Source organism: Amycolatopsis orientalis, from assembly GCF_000943515.2.
Taxonomy (GTDB): Bacteria; Actinomycetota; Actinomycetes; order Mycobacteriales; family Pseudonocardiaceae; genus Amycolatopsis; species Amycolatopsis orientalis.
In genome coordinates this window covers 7,625,641-7,644,963 of record NZ_CP016174.1, presented here as the reverse complement: position 1 = coordinate 7,644,963, position 19,323 = coordinate 7,625,641, and the positions used below count along the sequence as shown (strand labels likewise).

General features: G+C 69.6%; 18 protein-coding genes. 11 read left to right on the top strand and 7 right to left on the bottom strand.

Annotated features, from left to right (window positions below):
- Positions 1-92 precede the first annotated feature (92 nt).
- Genes SD37_RS33230 through SD37_RS33215 form a run of 4 tightly spaced genes read left to right on the top strand, consistent with a single transcriptional unit; the run spans position 93 to position 4,550 of the window.
- Positions 93-1,181, top strand: a complete 1,089-nt coding sequence (locus SD37_RS33230; RefSeq protein ID WP_044851524.1) for a hypothetical protein — start codon at positions 93-95, stop codon at positions 1,179-1,181.
- Positions 1,181-2,335 (top strand): toxic anion resistance protein, encoded by a 1,155-nt coding sequence (locus SD37_RS33225; RefSeq protein ID WP_044851482.1) that lies wholly within the window; start codon positions 1,181-1,183, stop codon positions 2,333-2,335. The genes SD37_RS33230 and SD37_RS33225 overlap by 1 nt, the downstream gene beginning before the upstream one ends.
- On the top strand, positions 2,332-3,957 hold the full coding sequence (locus SD37_RS33220; RefSeq protein WP_044851481.1) for a VWA domain-containing protein: 1,626 nt from the start codon (positions 2,332-2,334) through the stop codon (positions 3,955-3,957). The genes SD37_RS33225 and SD37_RS33220 overlap by 4 nt, the downstream gene beginning before the upstream one ends.
- A complete protein-coding gene (locus tag SD37_RS33215) occupies positions 3,954-4,550 on the top strand; it encodes a hypothetical protein (protein ID WP_044851480.1) in 597 nt (198 codons plus the stop codon). Before SD37_RS33220 ends, SD37_RS33215 begins: the two co-directional genes overlap by 4 nt.
- On the opposite strand, the gene SD37_RS33210 is transcribed toward SD37_RS33215, so the two are convergent.
- Entirely contained in the window at positions 4,547-5,341 is a 795-nt protein-coding gene (locus SD37_RS33210) for an LmeA family phospholipid-binding protein (protein WP_044851479.1), read from the bottom strand. The genes SD37_RS33215 and SD37_RS33210 overlap by 4 nt on opposite strands.
- Before the next feature lie 45 nt (positions 5,342-5,386).
- Positions 5,387-5,641 carry a hypothetical protein gene (locus SD37_RS33205; protein WP_016331969.1) on the bottom strand — a complete coding sequence of 85 codons (255 nt, stop codon included), beginning with the start codon at positions 5,639-5,641 and terminating at the stop codon, positions 5,387-5,389.
- Between the two features lie 176 nt (positions 5,642-5,817).
- On the opposite strand from SD37_RS33205, the gene SD37_RS33200 reads away from it, so the two are divergent.
- Complete coding sequence (locus tag SD37_RS33200) at positions 5,818-6,396, top strand: class I SAM-dependent methyltransferase (RefSeq protein ID WP_052674937.1); 579 nt, start codon at positions 5,818-5,820, stop codon at positions 6,394-6,396.
- Here the strand turns inward: SD37_RS33200 and SD37_RS33195 are convergent.
- Positions 6,383-7,420, bottom strand: coding sequence for a LacI family DNA-binding transcriptional regulator (locus tag SD37_RS33195; protein ID WP_044851478.1), 1,038 nt, complete (start codon positions 7,418-7,420; stop codon positions 6,383-6,385). The genes SD37_RS33200 and SD37_RS33195 overlap by 14 nt on opposite strands.
- Positions 7,421-7,520: 100 nt before the next feature.
- Between SD37_RS33195 and SD37_RS33190 the strand changes: the two genes are divergently transcribed.
- Genes SD37_RS33190 through SD37_RS33180 form a run of 3 tightly spaced genes read left to right on the top strand, consistent with a single transcriptional unit; the run spans position 7,521 to position 10,108 of the window.
- Positions 7,521-8,333, top strand: coding sequence for an ABC transporter permease (locus SD37_RS33190; RefSeq protein ID WP_044851477.1), 813 nt, complete (start codon positions 7,521-7,523; stop codon positions 8,331-8,333).
- Positions 8,334-8,345: 12 nt separating this feature from the next.
- Positions 8,346-9,341: an ABC transporter substrate-binding protein gene (locus SD37_RS33185; RefSeq protein WP_044851476.1), complete on the top strand. Its 996-nt coding sequence runs from the start codon at positions 8,346-8,348 to the stop codon at positions 9,339-9,341.
- On the top strand, positions 9,338-10,108 hold the full coding sequence (locus SD37_RS33180; protein WP_044851475.1) for an ABC transporter ATP-binding protein: 771 nt from the start codon (positions 9,338-9,340) through the stop codon (positions 10,106-10,108). The genes SD37_RS33185 and SD37_RS33180 overlap by 4 nt, the downstream gene beginning before the upstream one ends.
- A 9-nt stretch (positions 10,109-10,117) precedes the next feature.
- Here SD37_RS33180 and SD37_RS33175 read toward each other — a convergent pair whose 3' ends face one another.
- Together SD37_RS33175 and SD37_RS33170 are read right to left on the bottom strand one after the other, a co-directional pair.
- Complete coding sequence (locus tag SD37_RS33175) at positions 10,118-10,708, bottom strand: maleylpyruvate isomerase mycothiol-dependent enzyme family protein (protein ID WP_044851474.1); 591 nt, start codon at positions 10,706-10,708, stop codon at positions 10,118-10,120.
- A gap of 6 nt (positions 10,709-10,714) precedes the next feature.
- Positions 10,715-12,124, bottom strand: coding sequence for a M20/M25/M40 family metallo-hydrolase (locus SD37_RS33170; RefSeq protein ID WP_044851473.1), 1,410 nt, complete (start codon positions 12,122-12,124; stop codon positions 10,715-10,717).
- An 85-nt stretch (positions 12,125-12,209) separates the two neighbouring features.
- Between SD37_RS33170 and SD37_RS33165 the strand changes: the two genes are divergently transcribed.
- The 3 genes from SD37_RS33165 to SD37_RS33155 all read left to right on the top strand — a co-directional run bounded on the left by SD37_RS33165 (position 12,210) and on the right by SD37_RS33155 (position 15,161).
- Positions 12,210-13,415: a hypothetical protein gene (locus SD37_RS33165; protein ID WP_052674936.1), complete on the top strand. Its 1,206-nt coding sequence runs from the start codon at positions 12,210-12,212 to the stop codon at positions 13,413-13,415.
- A 76-nt stretch (positions 13,416-13,491) separates the two neighbouring features.
- Positions 13,492-13,779, top strand: a complete 288-nt coding sequence (locus SD37_RS33160) for a hypothetical protein (protein WP_044851472.1) — start codon at positions 13,492-13,494, stop codon at positions 13,777-13,779.
- Positions 13,780-13,901: 122 nt separating this feature from the next.
- Positions 13,902-15,161 carry an HNH endonuclease signature motif containing protein gene (locus SD37_RS33155; protein ID WP_044851471.1) on the top strand — a complete coding sequence of 420 codons (1,260 nt, stop codon included), beginning with the start codon at positions 13,902-13,904 and terminating at the stop codon, positions 15,159-15,161.
- A gap of 588 nt (positions 15,162-15,749) precedes the next feature.
- Here SD37_RS33155 and SD37_RS33150 read toward each other — a convergent pair.
- Both SD37_RS33150 and SD37_RS33145 read right to left on the bottom strand, forming a co-directional pair.
- Positions 15,750-18,101 (bottom strand): helix-turn-helix transcriptional regulator, encoded by a 2,352-nt coding sequence (locus SD37_RS33150; protein ID WP_044851470.1) that lies wholly within the window; start codon positions 18,099-18,101, stop codon positions 15,750-15,752.
- A complete protein-coding gene (locus SD37_RS33145) occupies positions 18,098-19,240 on the bottom strand; it encodes an Hsp70 family protein (protein ID WP_044851469.1) in 1,143 nt (380 codons plus the stop codon). Before SD37_RS33145 ends, SD37_RS33150 begins: the two co-directional genes overlap by 4 nt.
- Between the last annotated feature and the right edge of the window lie 83 nt (positions 19,241-19,323).

Here is a 19,323-nt window from a genome sequence, read left to right as displayed (position 1 = left end):
TCACGCATCGTTCATTTCGAAATGGCTCGCCCGCGCGTCAAAAGAGGTGAACGGGCTGAAGGATCGGGCCTGTGAACGAGGGGGTGGGCTCGGTGAAACGCCGTCTGTCGATCGGCCTGGCCATGGTGCTGCTGCTGGCCGTGGTGGCCGTGATCGTCTGGGGCCGGGGAGGCGACGAAGACACCGCGCGAGGTACCGGCCTGACCACCGTGCGTGGTGTCATCGGTTCGGAGAAACTCGCGTTCTTCTCCGACAAGCGGGTGACGGACGCCTTCGCGAAACACGGCCTGAAGGTGGAGGTCGACACCGCGGGGTCGCGGCAGATCGCGAACATGGACCTCGGCGGGTACGAGTTCGCGTTCCCGTCCTCGTCACCCGCCGCGCAGCGGATCCAGCGTGACCGCAAGGTGACGGGCGTGCACACGCCGTTCCAGTCGCCGATGGCGGTCGCGACCTTCGAACCGATCGTGAACCTGCTGGCCGCCAACGGGATCGTGCGCAAGGGGGCCGGCGACTACCAGGTGCTCGACATCGCGAAGTACCTCGAACTCGCGCAGAAGGGCACCCGCTGGGACCAGCTTCCCGGTAACACGGCCTTCCCGGCGCGCAAGAACGTGCTGGTCACCACCACGGACCCGCGCGAATCGAATTCGGCGGCGATGTACCTGTCGATCGTGTCCTTCGTCGCCAACGGGAACAACGTCGTCAGCACGCCGGAAGCCGAAGCGAAGGTGCTGCCCGGGGTGTCGAAGCTCTTCATCGACCAGGGATACACGCAGAACAGCACGGAAGGGCCGTTCGAGGACTACCTCGCCGCCGGGATGGGCAAGACACCGATGGCGCTCATCTACGAATCGCAGTTCGTCGACAGGCTGGTGCGCGCGGACGGCTCGATCAGGCAGGACATGCGCCTGCTCTACACCGCGCCGACGGTTTACTCGAAGCACACGCTCGTCCCGCTGAAACCGAACGGCGACCAGGTCGGCAGGCTGCTCGCGACCGACCCGGAACTGGGGAAACTCGCCGCCACCTTCGGGTTCCGCACCGGTGACCCCCGGCTGTTCGCCGACGTCGTCACCGCGGCCAAGGCGCCGGTGCCCGCCGATCTGGTGGACGCCGTCGAACCGCCGTCGTTCGAAACCCTGGAGCGTCTGCTCGACGCCGTGAAGAAGCAGTACTGATGGACGAGTTCACGCTCACTCCACCCGAACCGGTGGAGGCGATCCCGGCCGAGCGGGCGGCAGGCCTGGTCACCCTCGGCCCGGAGGTGCACGCCGAAGTCGCCCGGCGCGCCGAGGAATTCGCGCGGCGGCTCGAAGCCCTCGACGTCCGATCGCCGGAGTTCACCCGGGTCTTGGACGAACTGCTCGCGGTCGGCGAGTCCGACATGCGCGCGGCGGCGTCGGTCGCGGGCGCGCTGCTGGACCGCTCGACCCGGGCCATGGGGGACCTCTCGTCGCCGCGACAGCAGGCGACGGTCAGCCTGGCCGGGCTGCGGCGGGCCGTCGCGGAGATCGATCCCGCGAAACTGCCGATCACCGGCCGGAAACTGATGGGCCTGATCCCGGTCGTGGGGAGCGCGAAGAAGGCGCTGGAGCGCTACCGCGCCGCCAACGAGCCGGTGAACGCGCTGGTCCTGGATCTGCGCGCGCGGCAGGACGTGCTGCGACGGGACAACGCCGCGCTCAAAGGTGAGCGGGAGCGGCTGTGGGCGACGCTCGGCAAGCTGTCGGAGGCGGCCGCGTTCGCCGAGGCCGTCGACGCGGCGATCGACCGGCAGGCGGGGATCTTCGACCTGACCGATCCCGCGCGGGCCAGGTCGTTGCGGGCCGACGCGCTGCATCCGATCCGGCAGCGGCACCAGGATCTGCTGACCCAGCTCGCGGTGAGCGCGCAGGGCTACCTGGCGCTGGATCTTTTGCGGCGCAACAACGACGAGCTGATCCGCGGGATCGAGCGGGCGGTGTCGACCACGGTCGCGGCGCTGCGGGTCGCACTGCTGGTGAGCGGGGCGCTCGCCGGGCAGCGCGACGTCCTCGACGAGGTGCGGGCCGTGCAGGCCACCACCGACGGGCTGATCAGGGCCAACGCGGAAATGCTGGAACTGCGCAGCGCCGAGATCCAGCGCGCGGGCAGTGATCCCGCGGTGGCGGTGGAGACGATCCGCGAGTCGTTCGAGCGGATTTACCGGAGCATCGACGCGATCGACGAGTTCAAGGCGGGGGCCGTCTCGACGATGGCGACGACCGTGGAGGCGCTGTCCGGGGAGATCCGGCGGGCCGAAGACCATCTGCGCCGGTCTCACGAGACGGCGACGGCCGAGGGGGCATCGTGAAACGCTGGGCGGTACTGGCGATCAGCGCGGTTTGCGCGCTGTCACTGGTTTCCTGTGACTCGGGCGAAGGCGAGGAACGGGGGCTGGGGGAGGCCGAGCCGGGCACCTTGCGGGTGCTCGCGGGCAGCGAGCTGGCGGATATGCGACCTCTGCTCGAACAAGAGGCGGCGGCCACCGGGGTCAAGGTCAAATTCCAGTTCACCGGCACGCTGGAAGCCACCGAGTCGCTCGCGGGCGGGAAGGCGGACGGCCAGTACGACGCCGTCTGGTTCTCGTCGAACCGCTATCCCGCGGCCGTTCCCGAGGCCGCGAAGCGGTTGGGCGAGCAGGTGAAGATCATGAGTTCGCCGGTGGTGCTCGGTCTTTCCGCCTCGGCGGCGCAGCGGCTCGGCTGGACCGGGCGGCCGGTGGGCTGGGGCGAAATCGCCGAACAAGCGGGGAAGAAGGCCTTCACCTACGGCATGACCGATCCGTCGGCGTCGAACTCCGGGTTCTCGGCCCTGGTCGGGGTCGCCTCGGCGCTCGCGGGCGCGGGCAACGCCGTCGACGCCCGGCAGATCGCTTCCGTCACCCCGAAGTTGACCGAGTTCTTCAGCGCCCAGGCGATGTCGGCCGGCTCTTCGGGCTGGCTTTCCGAGGCCTACCAACGACGCGCGACCGGCCAGGATCCCGGCAAGAAGGTCGACGGCCTGATCAACTACGAGTCCGTCCTGCTGTCGATGAACGCGAGCGGGAAGCTTCCCGAGCCGCTGACGCTGGTGTATCCCTCCGACGGTGTCGTCACCGCGGACTATCCGCTGACATTGTTGCAGAGCGCGAATCCCGACGCGCGGGACGCGCATCGCAAACTGGCCGAGCGGCTGCGCACGCCGGACACGCAGCGCAAGATCATGGAGACCACGCAGCGCCGTCCGGTCGTCCCGGGTGTCCAGCTGGGACAGCAGTTCGCGCCGAAGGACCTCGTCGAGCTGCCGTTCCCCGCGACACAGCAAGCGGTCGACGCGTTGCTGGGCGCGTACTTCGACAAGATCCGGCGTCCCTCGCGGACGCTGTACGTGCTCGACACGTCCGGTTCCATGGCGGGGGACCGGATCGAGGCGCTGCGGGCCGCGCTGATCGGGCTGACCGGCGCCGACGGTTCGCTGACCGGGCGGTACCGGCGGTTCCGCAGTCGCGAAGAGGTCACGATGCTGCCGTTCGACACGGTGCCCGGCCGCCCGGAGACCTTCGTCGTCCCGGAAGGCGATCCCCAGCCCGCGTTGGACAGGATCAAGCACTTCGCCGAAGACCTCGACGCGAACGGAGGTACGGCGATCTACGACAGCCTGGAGCGGGCATACGGCATCATGGGGCCGCTGGTCGCGCGCGATCCCGACCGGTTCACCTCGATCGTGCTGATGACCGACGGGCAGAACGCGAGCGGTTCCACGTTCGCGGACTTCCAGCGGAAGTTCCCCTCGCTGCCGGAGGCGGTGCGGCAGATCCCGGTGTTCACCGTGATCTTCGGTGAGGGCGACTCCGCCGAACTGGGCGAGGTCGCGAAACGCACCGGCGGCAACGTGTTCGACGCACGCGGCGATGTACTGCCCAAGGTGTTCCAGGAAATCCGCGGGTACCAATGATCCGGTACCTAGGCTCCACGAAGAACCTCGCCGGCTGCGTCGGCGGGCTGATCGGGCTCGTGCTGTACCTGACCGGCGTCGTCGATGGACTGTGGCCGGTGGTCGTCGCGGGGCTGTACGCGGTGTTCGCCCTGCTCGCGCCGCCCGAGCGGGTCCGGTTGGTGCCGGTGGACGCGGTCACCGAAGCCGGGCGGCTGCGCGCGGACCTCGCCTCGGTGGTGGGCAAGGTGACCGCACAGGAGCAGCGGATGCCGGAGTCCTCTGTGGACGGTGTGCGTCGGATCGCCGAGGTCCTCGACGATCTGCTCGCGCGGCCGGACCGGCTGGCCGCCGATCCGGACGTCCGGCACGCCATCCTCCGGCTGGCACGGACGGATCTGCCGCTTTCCGTGCAGACCTACCTCAACCTGCCGTGGTGGTTCGCCGCCAAACGGCGGGCGAGCGGCGAGCGGAGCGCGTCCGAAGAACTCCTCGCGCAGCTGGATCTGCTGGAGACCGAAGCACACCGGGTCGCGGAACGGTTCTACGCCGGGGACGTCACCCGGCAGGCCGACCACACGCGTTACCTGCGGGAACGAGGCGACGGGGGCTAACGGCCGCCGAGCCGCGGCAGGGTCAGCGTGGTCACCGCCGTCATCACCCAGCCGACCAGGTCGCCGAGCGGGATGGTGGACAGCTTCTCGGGCCATTCCTCGGCCAGCGCCTGCAGGACGAGGTGGCCGTCGTGCGCTTCGACCGCGGTGAGCCGGATCCCCCTCGGCAGTTCCGGCAGGGGGAGCACGATCGGCTTGAGGCGGGACGGCGGGCCGAACCGGCGGCGTCCGATGTGGACGGACATCGGCCGCAGGACGACGGAGTCACCCTCCACAGTGGACTCCAGGGCGAGATGACCCCAGCGGGGGCGTTTCTCCCAGCGGATATGGAAGTGCCCGTCGTCGCCGGGGGTCACGATGATGCCCGGCCGGGCTGCGGCGACGCGCTCCCGCAGCACCTCCGGGGAGACCCGGATCGCCATCCGCACCTGCTCGGGGATGGCCGCCGGGGAGGGGAGGGAACGGAGCCGGACGTTCGACGCCAGCACGGTGATGCGTTCCAGCCGGGTCTCCGGCCAGTCGACGTCCTCCACCACGATGCGGACGTCGCCGACCCGGCCGGTCGCGGCGAGGCTGAGGCTGTCGGTCTGGTAATCGAGTTCGGTCAGGGTGAGCCCGACGTCGTGCCCGTCCACCTTGGTCGTCAGCCGCCGCCCGACCAGCTGTTCGGTCACGGTCTTCAGTACCGCGGCCGGGGTCACGGGCACGTTCGGCAGCAGCGCCCGTCCGGCGGCGGCCAGTCCGAACAGCTCGGGAAGGGGGTTCAGATCGAACCGTCTGCCTTCGCTCATCCGTCCAGTGTCGCCGAACGGGACGCCGGTCGCCGCCGCAGGGGGTCAGCGGGCCGCGAAACGGGCGATGACGCCCGCCAGGATCACCCAGAACGCCGCGGCCAGACCGTAGTCGAGGATGACCGCGAGATTCGGGTCACTCACCGGGAAGAGGCCAGGCCAGAACAACGCCAGCGGCCGGGCCAGTGCCTGGATGAAAATGAAGAAACCGTTGCCCGCGTTGGCACCTGCGAGCACCATGACCATGTACAGCAGTTCGATGAAAGCGAACAACGCGCCGATACCGGTGATGACCCGCACGGCCGTGTTGCTTCTGCTGGTGGTTCGCCATCTGGACATGCCTGAAAAGTTCCCGGATTCCGCGATGACAAACGTTTCAGCGGCCAGGTTGCGCCGATTGGCCGCACCCCGTCTACTCCCCGGAGGCGGCTCGTGACCGAGCGCTCGCAAAGTTGATATCGATTATCATCTTCAGTATGACTGTCGAGCACTGGAGTGAGGGCTGGGAACGCCTCATGGCGCGGTATCAACCGGGACGCGCGCGGGCGATCGAGCGGCTGATCGAGCTGGTCGAGACCCGATGCGCGGGTCCGGCGCCGCGGATCCTGGACGTGGGAGGCGGGACGGGCACGCTCTGCGCCCGCCTGCTCGAACGTCTGCCCCGGGCGGAGCTCACCCTGCTCGATCTCGATCCGGTGATGCTGACAATCGCGGCCTCGTCCCTGCCGTCCTCGGTCGAAGTGGTCCGGGCGGACCTGCGTGATCCGGGCTGGCCCGAGCGGCTGCCGCGAACCGGTTACGACGCCGTGCTCGCGGTCATGGCGCTGCACTACCTGCCGCCCGGCCGGCTGGCCGAGCTGTACGCCGAACTCGCCGGGCTCGTCCGGCCCGGTGGTCTGCTGGCCACTGTGGACGACATGCCGGACGCCTCGGCACCCGGAACGCCTCCCGTGGTCCCGGGCGACGGTGAAGTCTCCTGGGCCGCGTGGTGGGAACAGGTCGCGGAGGATCCGATCCTCGGCCCGGCGGCCGTGGTGGCCTTCAAATCCCGCTGACCGGCGCGGTGCTCGCGCGCAGGACGACACGGCCGCGCACCCGCTCGATCCGCGCGCGTCCGGCCCGCTCCGGCAGCATCGCCAGTTCCAGCACCCGTTCGCCCAGGCCCTCCAGCGGCAGCGCGACCGTGGTCAGCGGCGGCGTGAGGTCGCGGATCATCTCGATGTCGTCGAATCCGGCCAGCGAGACGTCGCCGGGCACGCCGATCCCGTGGTCGCGCAACGCGGCGAGCGCCCCGGCGGCCATGACGTCGGTCGAGGCGAAGACGCAGGTGACGCTCAGGCCGCGGTCGATGAGCCGCTGAGCGGCCGCGTAGCCGCCGTCACGGGTGAAGGGGCCTTCGACGATGTTCTTGCGCTCCACCGTGACACCGGCGTCGGCGAGGGCTTCGAGGAAACCGCCGACGCGGTCGACGACGGTGGTGAGCAGCCGCGGTCCGGACAGTACGGCGAACCGGCGGTGCCCGAGGCCGAGCAGGGCCCGCGCCAGGTCGGCGGCGCCTTCACGGTTCTCCGGCAGGACGGCGTCGGCCCGCAGCCCGCGATGTCTGCTGATCACCGCGACCCGGCCGCCGGTCGCGCGGTAGCGGTCCAGCTCCCGGCGCAGGCCTTCCTGCCGTCTCCGGTCCTCGAAGCCGGACCCGATCAGCAGCATCGCCCGCACGCGATGGCCGCGCATCATCGAGGTGTAGGCGACTTCGCGATCCGGGTCGCGGAACGTGCTGCCGAGGACGACCTGGAGGTCGTGGCGGTTCGCCGCGCGCATCACGCCGCGCGCGATGCCGGCGAAGTAGGGATCGCCGACGTCGTGGCAGATCACCCCGACCGTCCGGCTGGACGAACGGGCCAGCGCCTGCGCGTGCGCGTTGGGGGAGTAGGCCAGCAGTTCGGCCGCCCGCAGCACCCGGTCGCGCAGGGCCGGGCCGACGCTCGCGGTGCCGTTGAGCACCCTGGACGCGGTCGCGAGCGAGACCCCGGCCGCCCGCGCGACGTCACCGAGGGTGCTCTGGGCCTGTTGGACCATTCGTGCTCCCTCCCTTGACCGTGTGGCGGGCGGATTCTACGGTACGCCAGAAAGCGCTTTCAGAAAGCGTTTTCATCCTGGGGTCGGTGCGGGAGGTTCGATGAAGATCACTCGCCGGGGCAAGAGGGCCGAAGGCCTGCTCGAACGGACGTGGCGGCCGGTCGTCCTGCTCGTCGTACTGGTACTCCTCTGGCAGCTGGCGACGGCCACCACCGGCTTCATCGAGCCGTACCTGGTGCCCTCACCCGCGGCCACCTTGGACGTCCTGCTCGGTCAGTGGCCGTATCTGTGGCAGCACACCTGGGTCACCACCTACGAAACGGTGCTGGGCTTCGTACTCGCCGCGCTCGTCGGCGTGCTCACCGCGGTGACGCTGGTGTCGTCACCCACCGTGGAGCGGACGGTCTATCCGATCCTGCTGTTCGCACAGGTCATCCCGAAGATCGCGATCGCGCCGCTGTTCGTGGTGTGGCTGGGGTTCGGGCTGGAGCCGAAGATCCTCGTCGCCGTCCTGATCGCGTTCTTCCCGGTGGTGATCTCGATGGTCACCGGGCTGAAATCGGTCGACCCGGAGATGCTGCAGCTCGCGTCGGTGATGGGCGGCGGCCCACTCAAGACGTTCTGGAAGATCCGGTTCCCCGCCTCGCTGCCGCATTTGTTCTCGGGGCTCAAGGTCGCCGTGACGCTGGCCGTCACCGGCGCGGTGGTCGGCGAGTTCGTCGGCGCGAACGAGGGCCTCGGTTACCTGATCCTGCAGGCCAACGGGAATCTCGACACCCCGATGCTGTTCGCCGCGCTGATCGTGATGGCAGGCGTCGGCGTGGTCCTGTTCGTCCTGCTCGAAATCGTCGAACGCCTGGTGCTGCCGTGGCACGCGAGCCGCCGGGCCGAGGCCGTCACCACCACCGTCTAGCAAGGGGTTGCGATGAGGAAACCAGCGATACTCGCCGTTCTGCTCGCCGCGACCCTGGTGCTCGCCGCTTGTGGCGGCGACGGCGGACAAGGCGCCAGGGCGGTCACCCTGACCCTAAACTGGTACCCGTACGGCGAACACGCGCCCTTCTATTACGGTGTCGCACAAGGGATCTTCGCCAAACACGGGATCGACCTGAAGATCCAAGCGGGCCAGGGTTCCGGGAAGACCGTGCAGGCCGCCGCCGCGAATCAGACGGACTTCGGCTGGGCCGACACCTCGGCGCTGGCCGTCGCCGTCGAACAGGGCGTCGCGGTGAAGAGCGTCGGAGTGTTCCTGCAGACCACACCCGCGTCGGTGCAGTTCTTCCAGGAGAAGAACATCAGGAAACCGCAGGATCTCAAGGGGCTCAAGGTCGCCACCACCGCCGGTGACGCGCTCACGAAGACGTTCCCGGCCTTCCTGAAACAGAACGGGATGGCCGAGACCGACGTCCAGATCCAGAACATCGATCCCGCAGGCAAGATGGCCGCGGTCCTCTCCGGCCGCGCGGACGTCCTGCTCGGTTTCGCTTCGGACCAGGGGCCGACGATCCAGGAGAAGGCCGGGAAACCGGTGTCCTACCTGAGGTTCTCCGAATTCGGGCTGAACTACTACAGCAACGGCCTGATCACCTCGGGCGGCAAGCTCGCCAAGGATCCGGACCTGGTGAAGCGCATGGTCACCGCCACGGCCGAAGCCTGGTCGGCCGCGGAGAAGGATCCGAAGGCCGCCGTCGACACGATGAAGGGGGCGTCGCAGCAGCTGCCGTCGCCCGCGGTTTTGCTGGAGCAGTTCAAAACCACGGTGACCCTGTTGCACACCGACGCGACGAAGGCTTCCGGGCCGGGCGTGAACTCCGCCGCGGACTGGAAGTCGACCATCGACACGTTCCTGCGGACCGGCGTCATCACCAAGGCGCAGGATCCGGGCGCGTACTGGGAAGAAAGCGTGGCACCCCAGGGATGACCGTGACACTCGGGACGGCCGCGGTCGAACTCGACGCCGCCGCCGTCCGCTTCCGTTCCAAGAAGTTCGACGTCACCGCGATCCGCGAGGTCTCGCTGGCGGTGGAACCCGGCGAGTTCGTCTCGATCGTGGGGCCGTCGGGCTGCGGGAAATCGACCCTGCTGAAGCTTGTTTCCGGCCTGCTCAAGCCGTCTTCCGGCGCGGTGCGGCTGCTCGGCGAGCCGGTCACCGGGCCCCGGCACGACATCGGCTACGTCTTCCAGCGCGCGGCACTGCTGGAATGGCGTTCGGTCCGGCGCAACATCCTGCTGCAGGCCGAGATGCGCGGTATGCCCGCCGCCGGGGCGGCACGCCGGGCGGACGAACTCATCGCGATGACCGGACTCGCCGGTTTCGAGACCGCCTTGCCCCATGAGCTTTCCGGCGGGATGCAGCAGCGGGTCGCGTTGTGCCGCGCGCTGCTGCACCGGCCGCGGGTGCTGCTGATGGACGAACCGTTCGGCGCGCTGGACGCGCTCACCCGCGAGCAGATGAACGTCGAACTGCGGCGGATCTGGCGTGAGACGGGCACGACCGTCCTGCTCGTCACGCATTCCATCGCCGAGGCGGTCTACCTGGCCGACCGGGTGGTGGTGATGACCGCGCGGCCGGGTTCGGTGCGGGACCTGATCCCGGTGGAGCTGCCGTCGGAGCGGGAGTACTCGGAGACGTTGGCCCGTCCCGAATTCAGCGCCACCGCCGCGCGTATCCGGCGGCTTCTCGGCTAGCGCGAGTCTCTAGTCCGCGAGCGGAGCCCCTCGCCACTGCCAGCCCGCGCGGGACGGCCGCCCGGGCAGGTCGACGCGGTCTGTCGCCCACAACAACGCGATCCAGGGATCGACGCCGGCGGCGTCCACCTCCGGGAACATCCGCGCGAGCACGCGGGAACAGACCTCTCGGGGCGGGTCGAGGGTGACGCCGAGCCCTCTGGCCATGTCCTCACCGTGGACCAGGGCCTCGACGCAGCCCATTCCGGCGAAGCCCTCGATGTCGGCGTGGCCGCTCGGGTGGTACGCGCGGACGTCCGGGGCCGCCGTCCGCAGCACAGCGCCCAGGATGCCGCCGCCGACGGTGATGAACTCCAGCAGTTCCGAGGGCGTCGCGGCGCTGTCGGCGACGGCTTCGAAACGGACGAACCGCGGCGTCGACGGCCGGGCGAGCACCAGTCCGGCGTAGGAGATGAGACAGTCGCCGAGGTGCTCGGCCGTCCGCCAGGCGTTCAGTTCACCGGTGCCCGGCGCGGCGGGCCAGTCACCGTCCGATGCCCGGCGAAGTCCTTCGACCACACTCGCGATCGCCGCGTCGAGATCGTCGGGCGTCACTGTCATCAGGCATCAGCTCAAGGGCGTCGGGAAAGCCACCGGACCGCGGCGGCCGTTCTTCCCGACCGCGCGCACACCGAAGAACACGTTGTCCTTCGACAGATCCACCCTAGCCTCCGTCCTGTCACCGACCGCGATCACGTGGGTCCATTCGGCCGCCGTCGTCTCCCGCCAGACGACCTCGTAGCCGCCGAGATCCGGGTCGGTTCCGCGCCGCCACACCAGATCCGTGTCGTTCGTCAGCCGGTTCGTGCGGATCCGGACGTCCTCCGGGGCGCCGGGCGCGGTCGCCAGCGACCACAGGGTGGCGGCGTTCACCCGCGCGACCCTGGCGATGAACGGGAAGTCGCAGAACTCCGGCAGGTCACCGAACTGCTTGCCGTTCTCCACCCGGACGTCCTGGTGCTGATGCGCGTAGTCCTCGTGCGGTTCGGTGAAGCGCGCGGCCGGATATCCCTGTTCCAGGAAGGGGATGTGATCGCCGCCCCGGAGGTAGCGGTCCCGCCGGTAGACCACCCGCACGGACATCCCGGTCGCGTCGTTCTCCGCGACCGACCGCACGAACCGGGCCAGCTGGCGCGACGGCGAATCGTTCTCGCCGCCGACCGCGCGCCGGATGTCGGCCTGTGCCGGGGTTTCCGACGTCGGCACGCCCTCGGCGAACAACCGGATCGTATGCGGGTCCCGCGTCCCGTCGTCCGCCCGGCTCGAACCGACGATGTCGTTGGTGAACATCGCCCGCACGTCCGTCCCCGCCGCCTTGTAGCTCGTCGCCAGATGCCGCGCGCCGAACAGGCCCTGTTCCTCGCCCGCGACCGCGGCGAACACGATGGTCGCGGCCGGGCGGCGCGTGGCGAGCACACGGGCGAGTTCCATTACGACGGCCACCCCGGACGCGTCGTCGTCGGCCCCCGGCGCGTCCTTGGTCGCGTCGAGCGGATCCGAACACCGCGAGTCGTAGTGCCCCGAAACGACGTGAACGCGTTCGGGCGTGGTGGATCCGCGCAGGGTGGCGACGACGTTGGTGATCGTGGTGGCCACCGGGATCCGGGGCGGGGCGGGCGGCTGAAGGTACGACTGCAACTCGACCGTCATCCGGCCACCCGACTTCGCGGCGGATTTCTCCATTTCCGCGAAGATCCAGGCACGGGCCGCACCGATCCCGCGGACCGGATCGGTCTGCGAGGACAACGTGTGCCGCGTCCCGAAGGCGGCGAGCCTGCGCACCGTGGCCTCGATACGGTGTTCGTCGATCTCCCGCAGAATCGCCCGCAGTTCCGGGTCGGGCCGTTGCGGCCGGACCGCTCCGCCGGGCCCGCGATCGCCCGGTTCCTCGGCACCGGCCGGGACTCCGGTGAGGGCGACCGCCGACAACGCGGCGGACGTGGACAGGAACACTCGTCTGGACCTCTCCTCAGCCATCCTTCGTTCCTACGCGCCCCTCGATCGGGCGTCTACCCGCGAAAAGGATGAGCGCGGCGGGCGGTGGATGGGGGAGGATCGACGGGTGATCTTCGCGAAAAGGAAGTCAGTGGCCGAGGCGCTCCAGGAAACGCTGGAGAGCCGGGGGTTCGCCGTCGACGTGCTCGTCGAGGCGCTCGTCCGTGTCGACAAGTCCGGCGACGCCTCCGAAATCGCGGCCGCCTTCGCGCTGATCACCGAGACCCCGGCGCTCGTTTCCCTGATCGACGACTATTGCCGCCCGGCGTATTGGACTTCCTCCCACTACCCGCGCGTCTTGAACGAAATCGCCGACAGGCTGAAGGCGAGAAGGACGGGTCCGCTCACGACGGTGATCGCCGCTTCGCATGGTGACGGCCGTGTCCGGGAACTGGCGGTCAGAAGGCTGCTGGAAGATCCGCGTCCGGAGCAGCTTCCGTTTCTGTTGCTGCGCATGACCGACTGGGCCGAGCCGGTCCGCGACCTCGCCCGGGCGGGCGTGATCGCGTTGCTGCACGATCGGACGGCGACGTTCTTGGTGGTGGCGGCCGAAACGATGCTGCACCTCCGACGGCGGCAGCGCGGGGAGTTCGGCGTGAAGCAGCTGTACGCGGCCGCCTACGACGCTCCGGACGACGTGCTCGGCAAACTGAGCCGCTCGGTGAGTCCCGCGGCGCAGAGGTTCTTGTTCGAGGTGCGTACCCGGCGTGGCGACCTCACACTCGACGACCTGGTACGGCTGGCCCTGCGGAACATCGACAAGAGCATCCGTGCGCGTGCCGGCGATGCCGCGGCCCGCGACGCCGTCTGGACCGGCCGCGTCGACGTCCTGCGCAAACTGGCCGCGTGCCGTCACGACGAGGTCCGGATCAGCGCGCTGACCGGGCTCTCACGGCTCGGCCACCTCGACGAGATCGTCACGCTGCTGGACGACCGGTCGACCCTGATCCGCGCCCTCGCCCGGGACGCCGCCCGGCGCACGGGGGTGGACGCCGTCGCCCGGTATCGGGCGATCGTCGCCGCTCCGGCGGAGAGGCCTTCGCTGGGCGCGATCGCGGGGCTCGCCGAATCGGGGCGCGCCGAGGACGGGCCGCTGTTGTATCCGTTGCTGAGGCATCCGATGGCCAAGGTGCGGGCATACGCCGTCGGGGCACTGCGGATCCTCGACGCGGTGCCGGTCGATTTGGTGAAGCCGATGGTCGACGATCCTTCGAAGCGGGTCGTCCGGGCGGCTTTGCGGGCTTTACAGACGCGAGGTTCCGCGATGCGGTGACGGGTTTCGACTGCTTGTCAGGAGTGACCTGACGACATGACCTGTTGTCAGGCCACTCCTGACGAAAGGTGAGACGGTGAACCGCTGCTCCTTCTGCAGGCGCTCCGCGGAGAGTGTCGACACTCTGGCTGCCGAGACCATCGCGAACAAGCCTGCGGGGCTGAAGCGGGCCACGCCGGTGTGGGAGAGCCTCGATGATGAGGCGCTGCTGGCTCATCTGCCGCGCATCGAGGCGATCCGTCATTCGGTCGACGACGACTTGCGGGCCTGGGTCGGCGAAGCGCGGAATCGCGGCATTTCTTGGGATCGGGTCGGTGCTTCGCTCGGCATGCGTCGTCAGTCGGCTTGGGAACGGTTCTCGTAAGTATTTCGGGCGTGGTTCGGACGTGGGCTTGTAGGTTTGGGCGGCCATCACTCTTTAGTAGTAAATGTTCCCCTTTGCCACTGCGGCGAACATGCGTTCGATTTATTTGGTATTATGGAGTCGTGTCCGAGACGATCCTTCCCGAGTTGCCGCAGGAGTTGTGGCGCGCCGGCAAGCTGGAGCTTGCCCATGGCGTGCAACAGTTCCTGCAGGTGATCAGGGTCGCCACCGCCGGACTGGGACAGTATCTGGCGGAGATCGAATCGCGGGGCGCGAAAGACTTGTACGGCTACGGGTCGACGATCAAGTGGTTCGCTGATGTGGCCGGTCTTTCCTTCGGTGAAGCGCGGCCGGTGGTGAATCGGGCGATCGCATTGAATCCCACGCGTGGTTTGGATGGGACCGAGCTTCCGGCTGTGGCACCTGCTACCGCTGCTGCGGCCGCTGAGGGGGCGGTCGGGGACGAGCGGATCGATCAGATCCTGACCTTCCTGGCGAACCTCCCTCTCGATACATCGGTGGAGGACCGGGAGCACGCTGATAAGACCCTGGCCGAGCTGGCCCGGCACGCCGGTCCCCGGCAGCTGGCGAAAGCCGAACAGAACATACTCGGCTGGCTGGATCCGGACGGCGCTGAGCAGAAAGAGCCTGAGCCGAAGCAGCCGCGCCGGGAACTCACTCTGGAACGCCGCAAGGACGGGTTCTGGAAACTGAAAGGGCTCCTCGACGACGAGGCCGGTGCGCGCACGGCGGCCGCGCTGGAGGCCTACGCTGCGCCGCGCCCGGTGGACGAGTTCGGACAGGCCGATTTGCGGACGAAGTCCGAACGTCTGGGTGATGCGTGGGTGGACCTGGTCGACCTCGCGATCGCCTGCCCGGACCAACCGGGCACTTCCGGTTACCGGACGCTGGTGCACGTCACCATCGGCCTCGACAAACTCAAGTCGGGCCTCGGGACCGCGTGTGTGGACTACGTCGGGACGATGACCGCCCGCGAGGCCCGGATGGCGGCCTGCGACTGCCTGATGCTGCCGGTGGTGTTGAACGCGGCTGGTGAGCCGCTGGATGTGGGGCGTCTGAGACGGTTCGTCACTCCCGGTCAGCGACGGGCGTTGAACATCCGCGACGGGGGCTGCGCGTTCCCGGGCTGTCATCGGCGGCCGAAGAACTGTCATGCCCACCACATTCACCACTGGGCAGACGGCGGACCTACTGACCTCCGGAATCTCACGTTGCTCTGCGGCTTCCACCACCGGCTGATCCACCACGGCGACTGGCAAGTCCGCATGGCAGCCGACGGCCTCCCCGAGTTCATCCCACCCCAGTATCTGGATCCGCTCCGAAGAACCCGGCGCAACATCCTGCACCGCGCCGCCGCCTAACCCCTGCATCCCCCGAGGAGCCCGCGCCAGCCACACCGGCGACGGGCCCCTCGCCATGCCCACACCCCTCCCGCCGCATTTAGCCGACTAAACGCGCACCATCCCCAGAGCGCACCGGCACACACAGGTCACGAAAGCGTCCCTCGCCGCCCACTGCCCCCCCGGAACCTCGCACTCCTGAAATACGCGGTGACGCTGCAACTGTGTGGATTTCAGATCATCCGCGCACCAAGACCCACACAGTGACAGCCCCACCCGTACCTCTGGGACACGCGAACCCCACTAGGGCAGCCCGACCGCACCCCACCAACGCTCCGAGCGGCCCGCATTTAGCCGACTAAACGCGACGGCCGACCCCCCACGGCGTGTTCGCGGGTTGGCGGGGTGAGGCGATCGTCCCGGTGTTGTGTCGTGAAGGCCGTCTTGAGGACGTTCAACGTCCTGTAGGGCCCTTCGGGACACGCGAAATCCCACTCGGCCGACCGACCGCACCCACCAACGCTCCGCGCGGACCGCATTTAGCCGACTAAACGCGAAGGTCGCGTCGCCAAGGATCCCGCATTTAGTCGGCTGAATGCGAAAGGCAGGTCAGGCGTCGCCGGACGAGAGCAGGTCCCGCAGCATCGCCAGCAGCTCCCGCCGGTCCCCGGCACCGAGCTTCCCCCGGATCCGGGCCATATGGTGCTCCACCGTCTTGCCCGAAATGAACAGCTTGCTCCCGGCCTGCTTGTACGTCAGCCCGTCGACGACCAGCCGGGCGACCTCCAGCTCACGCTCGCTCAAGGCGCTCAGGCCGGTGGTCGCGGCGGGTTCCGGGGCCCGGCCCTGGAACTGCCGCGCCGCTTCGAGCAGTTGCACCATCGCCTTCCGGTCCGAGGTCCGGATCGCCGCCTGGCCGGCCAGCCGCGACGCGTCCCAGCAGAGCCCGAGTTCGTGCAGTTCCGCCGCGGACGCGGTGATCGGCTCGGGATCGAAGGTCCCGGTCAGCACCGCGAGCCAGCCCGCCGCGGCGGCGGCGAGGGCCGCCGGATATCGCCCGCACGAGGCGAAATCGTTCAGGGCGGCCAGATGGTCCTCGGCCAGGGAATGATTTTCGACGGTGATGGCGGCGTGCAGCTCGTGCCACCGTAGGGTCGCCGTCCACAGTGGAGGGTTGCCGAGAGCGTCGAGCACCGTATGCGCCCGTTCCAGCTGTCCGGCCAGTTTGTCGCTCGCACCTGCCCGCGCGGCCGCGATCGCGAGTTCTCCCAGCGGCAGCAACGAAAACAGATCCGGCTGCTGCCGCATCGAAGCCTGATACGCCCGATCCCAGGAGCGTTGCAGACCGGGAAGGTCGCTCGCCCGTCGCGCCAAGCCCAGCTGAAGAGTGGCGGCGAAGAGTTCGTCGCGGGCTTCGAGGCCGTCTGGCGGCATCAGGGATTCGGCGGCGGTCTTGAGGTCGCCCCCGGTCATCGCGACCCAGCCGAGCAGCAGCCGGTGCCGTTTCGCGAGCAGGTCGCCGCCGATCCGCCCGCTCACCGCGCGGCTCAGCACCGACTCGGCCAGCGCGAGTTCGCCGGAATGCAGGCCCACCAACGCCGCGAGGGCCGCCGGACTGTCCGGGAGCGGCGCGGGCGCCCCCGCCGACTCCAGCATCGACGCCGCGCCGAGCAGAGCCGACAGCGTTTCGGCGCCGCAGCCGGAGACCGAGTCGGTGATCGCGCGGGCCGTCCGTGAGGCGGCGCCCGCGAACAGGGTCGGGACCTCGGGGGTCTCCAGCACGCCACGGGCGGCTTCGAGTTTTCCGGTGCCCGTCAAGGCGATCGCGGCGAACGCCTTCGATCCGGCCCGGCCGGACCATTGATACAGCTCCGCGCTGTGCGCGAGTTCGCCACGGTGCGCCAGGACGGTCGCCGCCACTTCGGCGCCCGCGGCCCTGGCGTCCGTATCCGAGGTGCTGCCGAGCATGCCGTCGCCGAGCCGGAGAGCGGTGTCGAGATCCCCGGCCAGTGCCGCGGCGTGCGCCCAGCCGACGGTGAGCGCCGCGCCGCGCCCACCGGCCTCGGACGCGGCTTCGTAGAACCGCGCCGCGAGTTTCGTGTCATCGGGCATCGCCTCACGCGCGGCCGCCTCGAAGGCCGCCGCCGCGCTCGCGCCCGAACTTCCCGTCCCCAGCAGTGAACGGGCGAGATCCAGTACCGGAAGTCCGTCGCGCAGCTGGAGTTCCACCAGCCGCTGCAGCACGGTCAGCCGCCGCCCGGGGGGTCCCCACGCGCGGACGGCTTCGGCGGCGATCGGCAGCAGCGCGTCGTCCTCGCCGAGCAGTCCGGTCGCCCTGGCGCCGTCGAAGACCTCGGCCAAACCGTCCCGGTCGCGGTTGAGCAGGGCCGCCAGGAGGTCCAGATTCCGGCCCGCCCCGGCTTCGGCCGCGATCAGGTAGCGGTGCACGTCGTCGTCGAGTTGTTCCAGCTCACCGCGGAAGTCCGCGAGCTGCCCGGTGACCGCGCGGAGCACGAGTCTCGGCACACCACCGGTTCTGGCGTGGACGGCTTCGGCCGTGGCCGCGTCGCTGCCGGCGTGCTGGACGAGCAGCCGGACCTCGTCGACGCCGAAAGCGCCCAGCGACACCGATCTGCCGAAGGAGTCGGTGAGCGCGCGCAGCGCTTTGGTCCGCGTCGTCGTTCTACAGGTCAGGACGACGGGCGCGGTCGTTTCCTCCGCCCGCGCCCGGAGCTTCGCGATCTCTTCGTCGTCGAGCTGGTCGGCATCGTCGACCAGCAGGGCCTCGACTCCGGCACTCGCGTAGTGGCGTCCGAGCAGGCCGAGCAGATGGGTTTTCCCGTGCCCGCCGGGGGCGACGACGGTGACCCGCACCGGAAGCTCCGGGGCGGCGGTCACCTCGTCGAGCAGACGCCGGGCACCCGGATGGACGATGCCGGGCTTGTCGAGCAATGCGTTCAACAGCGACCTTCGGGGGATGTCGTGGCAGCGGCGGGGGCGGCCGGCGCGCAGGTGCTGGCGGCGGGCGGGGGCTGGTGGCCCTTGTCCGCGGTGGCTTCTCGGGTGGTCAGGGTGAGCAGCAGGGTGGTCGCGGCCAGCACCACGACCGCGGCTCCGGCGACGAGGGGCTTGCGTCGGCTGAGCAGTTTCGCCGCCCCGGTGCGTTCTGGCAAGGGGAACGGGGTGATGTCCACCGGCGGCCGTTCGGGCCGTTCGGTGAGCTCCTCCGGCGCGTCGACCCGGGGCAACAGGGTGGTTTCCACGGTCGCGACGGCGTCGGATCGCGGGCCACCGGGTTGAGGAATGTCACGTCCCGCGGCGATGTTGGCCGCGCCGGTCGCGATCGTGAGCGCGGGGTCGCTCGAAACGAAGAGGGGGCACGGCGTCCGGCCCGGCACTCCGGGAGCGTCGCCGGTGAGCACGATCCCCGCCAGCGCCTGCGGCTGGACCCCGGCGCCGTGCGCGAGTTCGAAGACCTTGCCCACGGCCTCGGCGGGGTCGACGCCTTCGACCGATTTGACCGGCTGCCAGCCGTTGATCCCGGCGGCGGCGATCGTGACCACCGCGCCGTCCGGGCCGAATTCGCAGACACCGGCGGTGACGCCGCCTTGGGGGGCGAGGTACGCGTGCAGGGCGGCGATGGGCGCGGCGACCAGCGCGGCGCGGGGGAATCCGGCTTCGGCCAGCGCCCGGCGCAGCAGCTCGCGGCGGAACGAGCCCCAGCCCCCGGGGTGGGTGAGCACGAGGTGCCGCGGTTTCTCGCCGAACCGTTCGGCCGCCTGGTCCACCGCGGCGTCCACGAGGACGGCGCTGAGTGATTCGGCCGGGAAGCGTTCGCCGCCGACGATGACCGGGACGTCGTCGCCGACCCGGTCGTGGAACCCGGTCAGCAGCCGGGCGGGCGCGGACCGGCCCGCCTCGAGGGCCGCGTCACCGGTGAGCAGGTAGCCGTCGTCGTCGAGGAACACCGCGGACGCCGCCGCCGGACCGTGCGCGCCGAGCCACAACGGCTCCGGCATGCCCCAGCCGTCGCCCTGGTCGACGCAGGTGGCGGCGGTGGTGCGGGTCGAGGCGATATCGATGCCGAGGACGTAGGGCAACGAGCATCCTCCTTCGCTTGACCAGCCCCTAAGGACCAAGTGAGCCCCTAAAGACCAACTAGGGCCGTTCACCCGTACGGCTT

What these genes read in the sequence shown, in the direction of transcription:
- SD37_RS33225 (WP_044851482.1), top strand. Translation starts at nt 1,181, where the DNA reads ATGGACGAGTTCACGCTCACTCCACCCGAACCGGTGGAGGCGATCCCG.
- SD37_RS33215 (WP_044851480.1), top strand. Translation starts at nt 3,954, where the DNA reads ATGATCCGGTACCTAGGCTCCACGAAGAACCTCGCCGGCTGCGTCGGC.
- SD37_RS33210 (WP_044851479.1), bottom strand. Translation starts at nt 5,341, where the DNA reads ATGAGCGAAGGCAGACGGTTCGATCTGAACCCCCTTCCCGAGCTGTTC.
- SD37_RS33200 (WP_052674937.1), top strand. Translation starts at nt 5,818, where the DNA reads ATGACTGTCGAGCACTGGAGTGAGGGCTGGGAACGCCTCATGGCGCGG.
- SD37_RS33195 (WP_044851478.1), bottom strand. Translation starts at nt 7,420, where the DNA reads ATGGTCCAACAGGCCCAGAGCACCCTCGGTGACGTCGCGCGGGCGGCC.
- SD37_RS33190 (WP_044851477.1), top strand. Translation starts at nt 7,521, where the DNA reads ATGAAGATCACTCGCCGGGGCAAGAGGGCCGAAGGCCTGCTCGAACGG.
- SD37_RS33185 (WP_044851476.1), top strand. Translation starts at nt 8,346, where the DNA reads ATGAGGAAACCAGCGATACTCGCCGTTCTGCTCGCCGCGACCCTGGTG.
- SD37_RS33180 (WP_044851475.1), top strand. Translation starts at nt 9,338, where the DNA reads ATGACCGTGACACTCGGGACGGCCGCGGTCGAACTCGACGCCGCCGCC.
- SD37_RS33175 (WP_044851474.1), bottom strand. Translation starts at nt 10,708, where the DNA reads ATGACAGTGACGCCCGACGATCTCGACGCGGCGATCGCGAGTGTGGTC.
- SD37_RS33170 (WP_044851473.1), bottom strand. Translation starts at nt 12,124, where the DNA reads ATGGCTGAGGAGAGGTCCAGACGAGTGTTCCTGTCCACGTCCGCCGCG.